This window comes from Streptomyces olivoverticillatus (assembly GCF_014203555.1).
Classification (GTDB): domain Bacteria; phylum Actinomycetota; class Actinomycetes; order Streptomycetales; family Streptomycetaceae; genus Streptomyces; species Streptomyces olivoverticillatus.
In genome coordinates this window covers 15,535-29,156 of the sequence record NZ_JACHJH010000002.1, presented here as the reverse complement: position 1 = coordinate 29,156, position 13,622 = coordinate 15,535, and the positions used below count along the sequence as shown (strand labels likewise).

The 13,622-nt window shown below is 71.1% G+C and carries 9 protein-coding genes; 1 reads left to right on the top strand and 8 read right to left on the bottom strand.

Translation table 11 applies throughout. The features are described 5' to 3' along the window. Positions 1-3: 3 nt before the first annotated feature. The 4 genes from FHS39_RS05555 to manB all read right to left on the bottom strand — a co-directional run bounded on the left by FHS39_RS05555 (position 4) and on the right by manB (position 4,890). Positions 4-1,275, bottom strand: coding sequence for a glycosyltransferase family 87 protein (locus FHS39_RS05555; protein WP_343069381.1), 1,272 nt, complete (start codon positions 1,273-1,275; stop codon positions 4-6). Next, complete coding sequence (locus tag FHS39_RS05550; protein WP_246470011.1) at positions 1,272-2,684, bottom strand: hypothetical protein; 1,413 nt, start codon at positions 2,682-2,684, stop codon at positions 1,272-1,274. The genes FHS39_RS05555 and FHS39_RS05550 overlap by 4 nt, the downstream gene beginning before the upstream one ends. A gap of 147 nt (positions 2,685-2,831) precedes the next feature. Beyond that, positions 2,832-3,692, bottom strand: coding sequence for a polyprenol monophosphomannose synthase (locus FHS39_RS05545; RefSeq protein ID WP_184346821.1), 861 nt, complete (start codon positions 3,690-3,692; stop codon positions 2,832-2,834). A gap of 118 nt (positions 3,693-3,810) precedes the next feature. Beyond that, the gene (manB, locus tag FHS39_RS05540; RefSeq protein ID WP_184346820.1) at positions 3,811-4,890 is read right to left on the bottom strand and encodes a mannose-1-phosphate guanylyltransferase; all 1,080 of its coding nucleotides are present in this window, start codon (positions 4,888-4,890) and stop codon (positions 3,811-3,813) included. 174 nt (positions 4,891-5,064) lie between these two features. On the opposite strand from manB, the gene FHS39_RS05535 reads away from it, so the two are divergent. Continuing rightward, a complete protein-coding gene (locus FHS39_RS05535; RefSeq protein WP_045932748.1) occupies positions 5,065-5,565 on the top strand; it encodes a GtrA family protein in 501 nt (166 codons plus the stop codon). Here the strand turns inward: FHS39_RS05535 and FHS39_RS05530 are convergent. The 4 genes from FHS39_RS05530 to FHS39_RS05515 form a co-directional block, all read right to left on the bottom strand. After that, on the bottom strand, positions 5,493-6,593 hold the full coding sequence (locus FHS39_RS05530; RefSeq protein WP_184346819.1) for a hypothetical protein: 1,101 nt from the start codon (positions 6,591-6,593) through the stop codon (positions 5,493-5,495). The genes FHS39_RS05535 and FHS39_RS05530 overlap by 73 nt on opposite strands. Positions 6,594-6,782: 189 nt before the next feature. Beyond that, on the bottom strand, positions 6,783-11,789 hold the full coding sequence (locus tag FHS39_RS05525; RefSeq protein ID WP_184346818.1) for an NAD-glutamate dehydrogenase: 5,007 nt from the start codon (positions 11,787-11,789) through the stop codon (positions 6,783-6,785). Positions 11,790-12,172: 383 nt separating this feature from the next. After that, positions 12,173-12,835, bottom strand: coding sequence for an HAD family hydrolase (locus tag FHS39_RS05520; protein WP_184346817.1), 663 nt, complete (start codon positions 12,833-12,835; stop codon positions 12,173-12,175). A 123-nt stretch (positions 12,836-12,958) separates the two neighbouring features. Then, positions 12,959-13,444, bottom strand: a complete 486-nt coding sequence (locus FHS39_RS05515; protein WP_184346816.1) for a DUF6912 family protein — start codon at positions 13,442-13,444, stop codon at positions 12,959-12,961. Between the last annotated feature and the right edge of the window lie 178 nt (positions 13,445-13,622).

Here is a 13,622-nt window from a genome sequence, read left to right as displayed (position 1 = left end):
ACCTCACTTCGGAGTCGGCACTTCTGAGTCGGCGACCCGGGACTCGAGTCCGCTACACAGAGAGTAACCATGACTACTCTGCGTGACAACCCCTTTCTCCCACGCCCTCCTCCGCCACGCCGTGACGGCCAGGACCGCCGCCACCCCGCCGAACATCACGATGTCCTTGAACGCGTGCCGCTCCGCGCTGTCCAGGCCCGGCCACGGCACTCCGCCCAACTCCGGTACCAGCGCCATCCAGAACCACACCGACCTCGCCGCCGCCTCGGGCACCACCGCAGAGGCCGCAAGCGAAGGCATCACCACGAGCGCGTAGTTCAGGAAGGACGGGCGGGCCACCACGAACGCCGCGAGCATCAACAGCGACGCACACTCCACCACCCTCAGCTCATCGCCCCACCCCCTGCCGTCCCTGAGGTCACTGCCGCCCCTCCCCTCCCACCGCACCCAGGCGCAACCCAGCACCGCCGCTCCCGCCAACGCCGCCAGCGCGAGAGCCGGCAGGTGCGGCACCCCGATCCGTGGCAGCACCGCCGACCACGAGGCGTCGTACGGGCGGGCGTAGGCGTCCTGACCGTGCAACAGGAACGGCAGAGTCCGGGTGAAGAAGAGGCTCGGGCGGGGCATGGCCGCAGCGGCCACCAGGGACACCGCCACCGGCACCCCCACCGCCCAGGCAAGACCCCGCCAGCGCCGCGCGAAGACGAACAGCAGCAGCACGGGCACCAGCATCGGCTTGAGCGCAATCGCCGCCCCGACCACCACTCCCGCCGCAGACCACCGCCCCCGCCCCGCCAGCAACAGCGCCGCGGGGAAGGCCACCACCGACGCCGCCGTCCAGTTCCCCAGACAGACCAGGCTCTGGAACGGCAGGAAGAACGCGAGCCCCACAGCCGTCGCTGCCGCCATCCGGCTGTCCGCCGGGACCCCGAAGATCCGCAGCGCCAGCACCGCACCAGCCGCCACCAGCACACCCGTCACAGGCGGCACGGCGTAGTACAGCACTCGCTCGGAGAGAAACGTCTCGGGAACGGCCGCGAACACCGCACCCGGCAGATACAGAAACCGTTTGTCCGCGTACGGCGAGCCGCCGTCGAGCAGGGTACGGGCGGCACGCACCACAACCTCGTTGTCGATGCCGATGTGGTCCTTGGCGTACGGCCTGAGCGAGCTCAGGCCGTACAGCACCACCGCGGCGACCAGCACCGGCCGCCCCACGCGCCCGCGCAGCCACCGCCGCGCCGCATCCCCCCACTCGTCGGCGGTTCCGGTCACCCGACGACCTCCAGCAGGGTGAATCCCCCCGGCCCCCGGGCCGCGGTCCTCAGGGCGGGATCGCCCTGAGGCAGGCCCGGGCCGCCGTCTTTCCGCAGCACCCATCGCACGCCGTACTCCTTCAGGATGCCGAGCCGTTCGGCCCGGGGGGTGGCAGGGGCGAAGTAACGCCGGGTCGCGTCCCGGCGCCGCTTCTCGTCGGGAAGGAAGAGGTCGGGGTAGGCGGGCGCGACGGTATACGGCCCGTAGGCGGGGAGCGTGCGCAGGGCGTAGTAGTCGTCCGTCATCACCGTCGCCCGCTTGGGCACCTTCGCGGCGGCCCAGGCGAAGTGCGGCCACAGTCCGACCGTGGGTGCCTCACGCAGCCCGGGCGGGATGGCGTCCGCCCGGAGGACGTACGACAGCACCCCGGCCTGCGTCCACGCCCCCACGAGCAGGGCGGCGGCCGTCACCGTGGTCAGGGCGCGGCGCACCCGTCCCGCAGTGGCCTCGGCCGTCTCGATGGCGAGGGCGATCTGGGCGGGGAGGAGCACCGCGGGCAGGACGCGGCCCCAGGCCTGATGCCCGCTCAGCCCCCCAATGGCGTAGCCAGCCAGACCCAGTGCGAAGAAGAGGGCGAGCGGGTCGCGGCGGTCGCGCCGCCAGCGCAGGCCCAGGGCCACGACGCCGAGCGCCACCAGGCAGAACCGCCCCACGACATGGGCGTAGAGCGGCCGGTGGATGTCGTCCAGGCCGTCCGCGCCCAGCAGGGAGAAGAAGGAGTAGTACGGCCAGACCAGCGGCACCGTCAGCGCCACCAGCCCCGCTGCCCCCACCCGCAGCCACACCTCGCGGGAGGGCCACGGCCGGGCCCCCAGCAGGACAGCCGTCACACCGAGCACCGCCACCGCACCCGTGAACTGATGACACAGGAGCACCATCGCCAGCAACAGCCCCAGCCACAGGAAGGCGGCCGCCCTCCACTCGTCCGCCACGGCGCGGCGCAGCAGCGCCCACAGATGGAAGGACAGGCCGAGGGCGAACGTACTCGGATAGGCGAGCGTCAGGGACAGCGACGTCAGACCGGGCACCCCGCTCCACGCGAAGAGCCGCACCCCGTACAGCAGCAGCACACACAGCCACGCGAGCGCAACCGCCGCCCTTTTAGCGGTGAAGGTGCGAACGAAACCACCCACACCGGTGACGAGTAGCGCGAGACCGGTCAGCGCCGCCAGACGCAGCACGGTGAACGTGCTCCAGCCGGTCACCGACCCGGCCAGCGCGAGGGCGACCGTCCACGGCGAGTAGTAGGGGCTCGGGGTGTCCTCGTCCACCAACGGGTTGCCGGGGTGCAGGAGGTCGGCGCGCAGCCGCTCCAGGACCGCGCCGTGCATTCCCAGGTCACCGGACCAGGGCAGCCGCACCACCATGAGCAGCAGCAGGACGCCCAGCAGCAGGACGGCGACGGTGGCCGCCCCGCGCGGCAGCCGCGCGATGGCGAGGGTCGCCGCCCTGGCAGGGGCCGGCACGGCGGCCGGGGCCAGAGGCGGTGACGGGGCCGGTGACCGGATCACGGCTCAGCGGCGGTGCTCGGCGCTCCGGGCCCCGCCCGCGGAACAGGATCCGCCTGCGGAACCGCCCCGCCCTCCCCCGCGCAGCGCCTTCGACCGCAAGCGCCACGGCATGGCCACGGATTCGAGCTGGACCGCCAGGTTCATCTTCGACTCGCCCACCGTGCGGTCCTCGAAGTGGATCGGCACCTCCATCACGGTGAATCCGGCCTTGAGCGCCCGGTACTTCGTCTCCACCTGGAAGCTGTAGCCCGCGCTGTCGACGGACGCGAGGTCGATGGCGTGCAGCGCCTGTGCGCTCCAGAGGTTGAAACCGCTGGTGATGTCGCGGACGCGGGTGCCGAGGATGCTGCTGGCGTAGGCGTTCGCCCAGCGGGAGAGCAGCTTGCGGTGGGCCTTCCAGGCGTCGGAGAGGGTGCCTCCCGGCACGTACCGGCTGCCGACGACGACCTCCGCCCCGGTGGCCAGCGCGACGCCGAGCATCTCCGCGATCTTCTCGGCCGGATGGCTGCCGTCCGCGTCCATCTGCACGACGTAGGCGGCGCCCTCGGCAACCGCCCGCTCCATGCCGGCGGCGTAGGCGCGCCCCAGGCCCTCCTTGGCGGTGCGGTGCAGCACCCCGACGCGGGGGCGGCCGGGCTCGTTGTACTTCTCGGCCAGTTGCTCGGCGACGTCTCCGGTGCCGTCGGGGCTGTTGTCGTCGACGACCAGCAGCCGCAGCCCGTCCAGCGGAAGCGCCATGAGCGCTTCGGCCATGGTGGGCAGGTTCGCCGCCTCGTTGTAGGTCGGCATCACGACGGTCGTCACGGTGGCGGCCCACTCCGCGGGGAGCGGGGTCGCGGCGGTCGTGCTACTCAAAGTGCTCATGAGCTGATCCTTTGCCACGGGGGTTTCCAGTGGGGACGCGCACATCGATTCATCAACCTCATTCATGTCAGGACGTACAGCATTCATGTGAGGCATGTGAGGACGCACAGCGCGTCGCTCAGACGGCGGAGAAGCGGATCGCCGCGTCCGGGATGGCCGTGCCGCACCAGATGCGGGCTCCCTCGCGCAGTTCGTTGTCGGCGCCGATCTCGGAGTGGTCGCCGATGACCGCCCCGTCGAGCACCGTCCGCGGGCCGACGCGGGCGCCGGTGCCGACCATGGAGGCCCGCACCTGCGCCCCGGCCTCGATGCGGGCGCCGTCCAGCACGACCGAGCCCTGGACGTCCGCGCCGTCCCCGACCCGCGCTCCGGCGCCCACGACCGTGCCGCCGCCGAGCCTGGCCCCGCGCTCGACGTGCGCCCCGGGCAGTACCAGGTACTCGCCCGGCTCGCCGGGGACGGCCGGGGAGCGGACGATGCCGCGCACCAGGTCGGCGGAGGCCTGGACGAACGAGGCGGGGCGGCCCAGGTCCAGCCAGTACGAGCCGTCGACCACGCCGTGCAGCAGGGCGCCGTCGGCCAGCAGGCCGGGGAAGGTCTCGCGCTCGACGGAGACCGGACGGTCGTCGGGGATGCCGTCGATGACCTGGCGCCGGAAGACGTAGCAGCCGGCGTTGACCTGGTCGGTGACGATCTCGTCCGGGTGCCGCGGCTTCTCGGTGAAGGCCAGGACGCGGCCCGTGGCGTCGGTGGGGACCAGGCCGAAGGCCCGGGGGTCGGCGACCCGGGTCAGGTGCAGGGTGACGTCGGCCTGGGCCCGCTCGTGGCGCAGCAGCAGGTCCGGGATGTCGAGCCCGGTGAGGATGTCGCCGTTGAAGACGAGCACGGGATCACCCGGCCGGGCGGACAGGGCGCGGGCGGCGCTGCGGATCGCCCCGCCCGTGCCGAGCGGCTCGTCCTCGGTGACGTACGTCAGCCGGATGCCGTGCGCGGAGCCGTCGCCGAAGTAGGGCTCGAAAACCTCGGCGAGGTAGGAGGTGGCGAGCACGACGTGGTCGACGCCGGCGGCTCTGGCGCGCGCCAGCTGGTGGGCGAGGAAGGGCACTCCCGCGGCCGGGACCATCGGTTTCGGCGTGTTGATGGTGAGCGGCTGGAGGCGTGTGCCCTTGCCGCCGACGAGCAGTACCGCCTCTGTCATGCCAGTTCCTCGCCCATTGTCGTCGCACCGTCGCACTGCGTCAGTTTTTGCGGCAATTTACACTACAATCACTTGTCTACGTGAAATGTCCGCTACGCGTGGCGACCGTATATGGAGATGCCCGTGCGACCGACGCAATCGAGGGGGAAGCGCACACGCGGCCGGCTCGGCCTGATGGCGCTCGGACAGGAGTTCGCAAAGTTCGGCACCGTGGGCGGACTGGGGATCTTCGTCAACCTCGGGGTCTTCAACGTGTGCCGGGGTGCCACCCACCTGCCGGTGGTCCGCTGCAGCGTGATCGCGACCGTCGTCGCCATCGCCTTCAACTACCTGGGGCTGCGCTACTTCACCTACCGGGACCGCGACAAGACCCGCCGCAGCAGAGAGGTGGTGCTCTTCGCGGTCTTCAGCACGGCCGGCCTGATCATCGAGAACGGTGTGCTCTACACCGCGACGTACGGCTTCGGCTGGGGGGACAGCCCGGTCCTGAGCAACCTCTTCAAGTTCCTGGGCATCGGGACCGCCACCCTGTTCCGCTTCTGGTCCTACCGGGCCTGGGTCTTCCGGACCCTGCCCCGCGGCGGCCCGGAACACGGCAGCCGTCACGGCGATCCCACGAACAGCACCAGCAACCCGGCCGCGTACCAACCCGAGACCACCGCACCTCCACCGTAGAGACAAACGCGCACCACCAGCGGAGCACGCGCGAGCGGCCGGGCCACCAACAGCAGCAGAACCGGCAGGAACGGCAGCATGAAACGTGGCTTCGAGAACGGCGAGCCGGGCGTCCCCACCATCAGTACCCACGCCCCGGCGACGAGCACCACCAGCGGCCACGGCACGCTCCGGTCGAGCGCCAGGGCGAGCACCCCGACGGCCGTCAGCAGGACCAGCGCCAGCACCACCGCGTGCCGCACGTCATCGATCCCGTGCAAATGGCGGAAGGCCAGGATGTCACGCAGGACCTGCCAGGTGCCCACCCCGAAGTCGAACGACTGCCCCCACGCCCGTTCCGCCTCGAACCAGCCGTCCCAACGGCCCACTCTGCTTCCCAGGAACAGCCAGCTCCCCGCCAGCCCCACCGGCGCCAGCAGCAATGCCACCCACGGCCGCCACCCGTCACGCCGCTGCAGCACCGCCCACCCGGCGGCCGCCAGCACCGTCGCGATCAGCACCACGGCCGTCGGACGCACCGTCCCCGCCAGCGTGCACAGCAGCGCCGCCGTCAGCCACCGGCCCGCCAGCAGGGCCACCACGGACCACACCAGCAGCGCACTGAAGACGGCCTCCGAATAGGGCACCCACAGCGCGAACGCGTACGGCGAACAGGACCACAGCGCCACGCACGCGTATCCCGCGCCCCTGCTCGCGCCCACGGCCCGTACGAGCGTGTACACCCCGGCCGCCGCCACCGCCGCCGCACACCAGGACACCAGCACCCCGGCGTAGGCGTACGGCAGCGTCGTCGCCAGGTGGACGCTGCGGATCAGCGCGGGGACGAGCGGGAAGAAGGCGAGCCGGCTGTAGTCGGGCATCCCGCTGGGGCGGTACGCGATGGCGCCCGGGTAGCCGCGCTCGGCGACGCGGAGGTAATTGCCGCTGTCCCAGCGGTAGAGCACATAACGCACCCCGTGCCCGAGGTGGTGATTGATGAGCAACAGGACGGTGAAGCCAACGGCGGCCAAGGTGAGATGAACGGCCACCGCAATGGCCCTCTCGCGGCGCATCGGGGTGGACACGAGCCGTGAAACGACCTTCATCCGTCTCTCTTAGCATGCGCAAGGGGCGGCCCTGGGGGTATTTCCCAGGACCGCCCCATTTACGCCACAGCTGATCGCATGGCTGCCGTGCTGCTCACCGGGGTGGCGTCACCCTGCGGCAGCCGGCCCGCATCACGAGTGCGTACGCAGCAGCGTTCGCATCGTCCGCATGGCCACCGACAGGTTGGCGAGGTCGAAGGCGTCGGAGCCCCGGATCTCGTCCAGCGTCGTCCGTGCGCGGGTCAGGATCGCGGTGTTCTTCTCCTCCCACTCGCGGAACCGCTGGTCCGGAGTGGAGGAGCCGTTGCCCACCGAGAGAACCTCAGCGGTGAGCGCCGCGTGAGCCGAGTACAGGTCCTCGCGGATGGAGGCACGGGCCATGGACTGCCAGCGGTCGGCGCGCGGCAGCTCGATGATCCGGTCCATCAGCTGGGTGATGTGCAGCCGGTCGCCGAGGTCGTAGTACACCTCGGCCACGTCCAGCGGGTCCTTGTCCGTGCGCTCCGCGGTGGCCACGATGTCGAGCGCCGGGAAGACGGACGAGAAGCCCGCCACGCGCACCGCCAGCTCGCCGGGGACGCCGGCCGCCACGAGCTCGTCGTGGATGGACTGCCACCACTCGAGGTCTGCGCCGCACACCAGCTTGGGCAGCTCGCCCCAGACCGTCTCCACGCCGTCACGGAAGAACTCGATGGTCTCGGCCAGCTGCAGCGGCTGCGGACGGTTGTTCAGCAGCCAGCGGGTGCCACGCTCGACCAGGCGGCGCGAGTGCAGCCGGATCCGGGTCTGGACGTCTGCCGCGACCACGTTGTCGAGCGCCTCCACGGCGTCCCACACCGCGTTCAGGCTGAAGATCTCGCGGGCCGCGGTCTGCGCCCGGACGATCTCCTCCAGCGAGGCTCCGGTCTCCTCCCGCAGTCGGTGCAGGAACGTCGAACCACCGGAGTTGACCGTGTCGTTGACCAGGACGGTCGTGACGATCTCGCGACGCAGCGCGTGGTTGTCGATCTGCTCGCCGAACGACTGGCGCAGCGCCTGCGGGAAGTAGGCGTACAGCAGCCGCTGCAGGTACCGGTCGTCGGGGAGCTCCGTGGCGAGCAGCTCCTCGGCCGTGGTGATCTTGATGTAGGCCAGCAGGACGGCGAGTTCGGGCTGGGTCAGGCCACGGCCCGTGGACAGTCGCTCGCGGATCTGCCGGTCGTTGGGCAGGAACTCCAGGGCGCGGTCCAGGTGACCGTCGCGGCTGAGCCTGCGCATGATGCGCTGGTGGGCGTGGAGCAGGCTGGGGGCCTGGGCCACGGCGTTGGCCAGGGCGACGTTCTGCGCGTAGTTGTTGCGCAGCACCAGCTCGCCGACCTCGTCGGTCATCTCCGCCAGCAGCTTGTTGCGCTGCTTGACGGTCATGTCGCCGTCCGTGACCAGGGCGTTGAGCAGGATCTTGATGTTCACCTCGTGGTCGGAGGTGTCCACGCCCGCGCTGTTGTCGATGGCGTCGGTGTTGATCCGGCCGCCGGTGGAGTCCGGGCCGCCGGCCAGCGCGAACTCGATGCGGCCGAGCTGGGTCAGGCCCAGGTTGCCGCCCTCGCCGACGACCTTGACCCGCAGGTCCCGGCCGTCGACGCGGATCGCGTCGTTCGCCTTGTCGCCGACGTCGCCGTGCGACTCGGTGGAGGCCTTGGCGTAGGTGCCGATGCCGCCGTTCCACAGGAGGTCGACCGGGGCGCGCAGGATGGCCTTCATCAGCTCGGCGGGCGTCATCTTGCTGATGCCCGGCTCGATGCCGAGGGCTTGGCGCACATGGGCGTTGACCGGGATCGACTTGGCCGTGCGCGGGTGGACGCCGCCGCCCGCGGAGAGCAGCGAGGTGTCGTAGTCCGCCCAGGAGGAGCGGGGCAGCTCGAACAGGCGGCGGCGCTCGGCGTAGGAGACGGCCGCGTCGGGCGTCGGGTCGAGGAAGATGTGCCGGTGGTCGAAGGCGGCGACCAGGCGGATGTGCTCGGAGAGCAGCATGCCGTTGCCGAAGACGTCACCGGACATGTCGCCGACACCGACGACGGTGAAGTCCTGCGTCTGGGTGTTGTGGCCCAGCTCGCGGAAGTGCCGCTTGACGGACTCCCAGGCACCGCGGGCGGTGATGCCCATGCCCTTGTGGTCGTAGCCCGCCGAGCCGCCGGAGGCGAAGGCGTCGCCGAGCCAGAAGCCGTAGGACTCGGCGACCTCGTTGGCGATGTCGGAGAAGGTCGCGGTGCCCTTGTCGGCGGCGACGACCAGGTAGGTGTCGTCCTCGTCGTGGCGCACGACGTCCTTGGGGGGCACGACCTCGCCGCCGACCATGTTGTCGGTGATGTCGAGCAGGCCGGAGATGAAGGTCTTGTACGAGGCGATGCCCTCGGCCAGCCACGCGTCACGGTCGACGGACGGGTCCGGCAGCCGCTTGCCGACGAAGCCGCCCTTGGCGCCGACCGGCACGATGACGGTGTTCTTCACCATCTGGGCCTTGACCAGGCCGAGGATCTCGGTGCGGAAGTCCTCACGCCGGTCGGACCAGCGCAGACCGCCTCGGGCGACCTTGCCGAAGCGCAGGTGCACGCCCTCGACACGCGGGGAGTAGACCCAGATCTCGTAGGCCGGGCGCGGCGCGGGCAGCTCCGGGATGGCCTGCGGGTCCAGCTTGATGGACAGGTAGCCGTGCGGCTTGCCCTCGGCGTCGCGCTGGAAGTGGTTGGTGCGCAGGGTGGCCTTGATGACGGTGAGGAAGGCCCGCAGGATGCGGTCCTCGTCGAGGCTGGCGACCTGGTCCAGCGCGCCGTCCAGCTCCTCCAGCATGCCGTCGATCAGCTCGTTGCCGGCGCGCTGGAGCGCGGGCGACATACGGGCCTCGAAGAGGTTGACCAGCAGGCGGGTGGTGTGAACGTTGTTGCTGAGGGTGTCCTCCATGTAGGCCTGGCTGAACGGCCAGGCTGCCTGCCGCAAGTACTTGGCGTAGGCCCGCAGCACCATGGCCTGGCGCCAGTCGAGACCGGCGCGCAGCACGAGGTTGTTGAAGTTGTCGTTCTCCGCGTTGCCGGTCCAGACGGCGGCGAAGGCGTCCTGGAAGCGGCCGCGGGCGTTGTCGCCCTCGATGCGCTCGGGCATCCGCAGGCCGAAGTCGTAGATCCACGCGTTGGACCGGTCCGAGCAGCGCAGCTCGTACGGGCGCTCGTCGACGACCTCGACGCCGAGGCGCTGCAGCACCGGCAGGACGGCGGAGAGGGAGACCGGCTCGCCCGTGCGGTAGATCTTGAAGCGGCGCTCGCCCGGGGCCGCGCCCACGGGCTCGTAGAGGCTGAGCTCGAAGTCGTGGCCGCCGCCCGCGGTGGTGAGCTTCTCCAGGTGACCGAGGTCGGAGACGGCGGCGCGGGGGCTGTGGTCGGCCTTGTAGCCCTCGGGGAAGGCCTGGGCGTAGCGGCGCAGCAGCTCCGCAGCGCGCTCCTCGCCGACCTCGGCGGTCAGCGTCTCGGCGAAGCCGTCGGCCCAGGAGCGGGCGGCCTCCACCAGGCGGGCCTCGATGCGCTCGACATCGGCGTCGGTGAGGTCGGGCAGGGTGGCGCCCGGCTCGACGCGCACGACGAAATGCAGGCGGGAGAGGACCGACTCGGTGTTCCAGGCGGTGAAGTCGACGGAGGTGCCGCCGAGCTCCTCCTTGAGGATGTCGATCAGACGCAGCCGGACGCCGGTGGTGTAGCGGTCGCGGGGCAGGTAGACCAGGGCGGAGTAGTAGCGCCCGTACTCGTCGCGCCGCAGGTACAGCCGCAGGCGGCGACGCTCCTGCAGGTAGAGCACGCTGGTGGCGATGGGAAGCAGCTGCTCGCTGTCCGTCTGGAACAGCTCGTCGCGCGGGTAGGTCTCCAGGATCTGGAGCAGGTCGCGGCCGTCGTGGCTGTCGGGGGTGAAGCCCGCGTCCTCCAGGACCTGGGCGACCTTGCGGCGGATGACCGGGACGCGGCGCACGGACTCGGTGTACGCGGCCGAGGAGAACAGGCCCAGGAAGCGGCGCTCGCCGATCACGTTGCCGGCGGCATCGAACTTCTTCACCCCGATGTAGTCGAGGTAGGAGGGGCGGTGCACGGTGGCGCGGCTGTTGGCCTTGGTGAGGACGAGCAGCTTGTGCTCGCGGGCCTTGGCACGGGCGTCCGCCGGGAGCCGGTTGAAGGACGACGACGAGAAGCGGGCGAGCGGGGCGTGGTGGCCGTCGTGGTGCCCGTCGACGGTGTGCGAGGGGTCGGAGCGCAGGATGCCGAGGCCGGTGCCGGGGACGGCGGTGAGCACGTCCTCCTCCTCGCCGTCCTCGGTGGCGACCTTCGTCAGGTCGTACTCGCGGTAGCCGAGGAAGGTGAAGTGGTCGGCGGCCAGCCAGCGCAGCAGCTCGCGGGCCTCGTCCAGCTCGGTCTCGGGGATCTCGTCGGTCGGCTCATCGGCCAGGCCGTCGGCGATGCGCAGCGCGGCGTCGCGCATCTTGCCCCAGTCCTCGACGGTCTCGCGGACGTCGGACAGGACGCGCAGCAGGTCGGCGGCGATCTGCTTGAGGTCTTCGCGGTCGGTCTCGCGGTCGATCTCGACGTGGATCCAGGACTCGACGAGCGCGTCGTGCGGGCGGGCGGCGTCCTTGCCGGGGCCGTGGGCGTCGCACGAGGAGCCGAGGACCTCCAGCAGCCGGCCGGTGACGTCACGGCGAACGATCATCTGCGGGTGGATGACGACGTGGATGCCGCGGTTCTGCCGGGAGAGCTCGTTGGTCACGGAGTCGACCAGGAAGGGCATGTCGTCGGTGACGACCTCGACGACGGAGTGGCTGGAGGTCCAGCCGTTCTCCTCGACGGTCGGGGTGTGCACGCGGACGTTCGCGGTGCCCTGCGGCCGGTTTTCGGCGAGCCGGTAGTGGGAGATCCCCGCGCCGTAGACGTCGACCGGGTCGCGGCCGGTCAGGTCTTCGGGCGCGGTGTGCAGGTAATAGCGCTGGAGGTAGGCGGTGAGGGTGCCCTGGTCGAGGCCGCCCTCGCCCTTGGGCCCGGTCGGTGGTCCCCCGGCCGGGCTGTTCTCAGCGACGCGGACCGCCCGCTCGAGCAGCTCGGCCTTGGCTTCGTCCAGCTTGGTCTGCATGTCCTCTGGCTCCTGTCGCGCGCCGTTGCGTGACATAGGTGGTGATGGCATCGCGTCGCGGCGCGGGGTGTCCGGTCGTCATCGACGGTATGCCTGGATGAGGGGCGACCGGGGGGTTCTGACGCAACTTCGTCAGACGCGCCCGGTTCCGGGAATCAGCGGCGGCCCGGGCGCTGTGGCACTCCGGGCGCAGGGCAGGGGCGTCGGCGCCCCCGCGGGATATCGCGCTGATCACCTGGTAAGGCTATCGCTCTTACCCCGGAGAACGTCACGAGCCGTTTGTGTACAAAACCTGGGCCCGAACTTTGACGCTCTGGACAGCGACGTCGCGCCGGCCGTCGTACTCCCATGCGCATCCCCGTTTCCCCCATGCCCGACATGCCTCAGCCTACGAGGCGCTCCGCCTCGGCGACGGCCTCGGTCAGGCTGTCCACCACGGGCACACCCGCCTCCACCAGACTCGCCCGGCTGTGTGAACCTCCGGTGTAGAGCACGGCGTGCGCACCCACGTGCGCGGCCGCCACCGCGTCGTCCACGGCGTCGCCGATCACGACCGTGCGGCCCGCCGCCACCCCGCCCAGGCCCGCGATGTGCCGGGCCATGTGTTCGGCCTTGCTGCCGCCCGACGGGCCCGTACGGCCGTCCACCCGGACGAATCTGCGCTCGATGCCGAAGCCGCGCACCAGCGGGATCAGGTCGTCGTGCCCGTACATCGACATGATCGACTGGGTGCCGCCCGTCGTCTGCCAGCGCTCCAGCAGCGACTCGGCGCCGTCCGCAAGGGCGCAGCGTATGTGGTGGTCGCGGTAGTGGCGGTGGAAGACCACGTCCATGTGGTCCCACTCGGCCTGGGTGGGGAGGCGGCCCATCAGGCGCTCGTAGAAGCGGGGGATGGGCACGCAGTACAGCTCCCGGTAGCGGGCGAGCGTGAGGGGCTCCAGGCCGATCTCGGCGAAGGCGGCGTTCGTCGCCGACATCACCGCGTCGATGTCGTGGAACAGCGTGCCGTTCCAGTCCCAGACGATGTGCGCCGGGTGCTTGCCCATCTCGTGCTCCCCCAGTCCGTGCCGGTCCGCAGCGGGCACCGCGCGGACGCGCAGGGCTCACCAAAGACGGTACCCGCCGGGTACGACAACGGCTCCGGACCAAGGTCCCGGCCGGCCGGGACCTCAGATCAGGTTGGGGATCTCCTGCACGCCGAACCACATCAGCTCGTGGTCGTCGGCGCCGTCCACCGTGAACTGCGCGTCGTCGTCCCCCTGGTCCGCCGCACCCAGGGCTGCGGCGGCCGCGGCCACGTCCTGCTCCGCGTCGTCTGCGTCGACGTGCACGGCCGCCGCCTTCTTCAGCGGCACCGCCGCCGACAGCCGCACCTCGCCGGGCGCGTCCGGGTCGGCGCTCACCAGCTGGTCGGCCACGTCGACCGCGACGACCACGCGGCGGCGCGGAGCGCCCGGGTCGGCGGCCAGCCGGCGCAGCGAACCCTGGGCCGCGCGGCCGAGCGCCGCGTACTCCAGCTCCTCGACGTCGTCGGAGACGTACCACTCGCGCAGGGCGGGGGTGATGGCAAAGGCGTCCAGCGGAGCCGGGCCCAGCTGGCCCGCCTTGTACGCCTCGGCGAGACCGGGGAGGGTCAGGGGGACGTAGACGCGCATGACCGCCGCTTTCGCTTTCGTGGAGAACACTTACGGACCTGGCCGACCTTGGAGATCGTGGGGCCAGCATACGGGCGCGAGTCCCCCTTCGAAGTGCCGGTGGCCTGCGCGTACCGGCCCGGCTCCGGCGCCCCGGCACGGCCTCCCGACCTTGAACGCCCGGCCGACCCCCCGGATA

Bases quoted from the DNA above. Each gene is read 5' to 3' on its own strand.
- manB (WP_184346820.1), bottom strand. From the start codon at position 4,890: ATGACAGAGGCGGTACTGCTCGTCGGCGGCAAGGGCACACGCCTCCAG.
- FHS39_RS05545 (WP_184346821.1), bottom strand. From the start codon at position 3,692: ATGAGCACTTTGAGTAGCACGACCGCCGCGACCCCGCTCCCCGCGGAG.
- FHS39_RS05550 (WP_246470011.1), bottom strand. From the start codon at position 2,684: ATGGTGGTGCGGCTGCCCTGGTCCGGTGACCTGGGAATGCACGGCGCG.
- FHS39_RS05535 (WP_045932748.1), top strand. From the start codon at position 5,065: ATGGCGCTCGGACAGGAGTTCGCAAAGTTCGGCACCGTGGGCGGACTG.
- FHS39_RS05525 (WP_184346818.1), bottom strand. From the start codon at position 11,789: ATGCAGACCAAGCTGGACGAAGCCAAGGCCGAGCTGCTCGAGCGGGCG.
- FHS39_RS05520 (WP_184346817.1), bottom strand. From the start codon at position 12,835: ATGGGCAAGCACCCGGCGCACATCGTCTGGGACTGGAACGGCACGCTG.
- FHS39_RS05515 (WP_184346816.1), bottom strand. From the start codon at position 13,444: ATGCGCGTCTACGTCCCCCTGACCCTCCCCGGTCTCGCCGAGGCGTAC.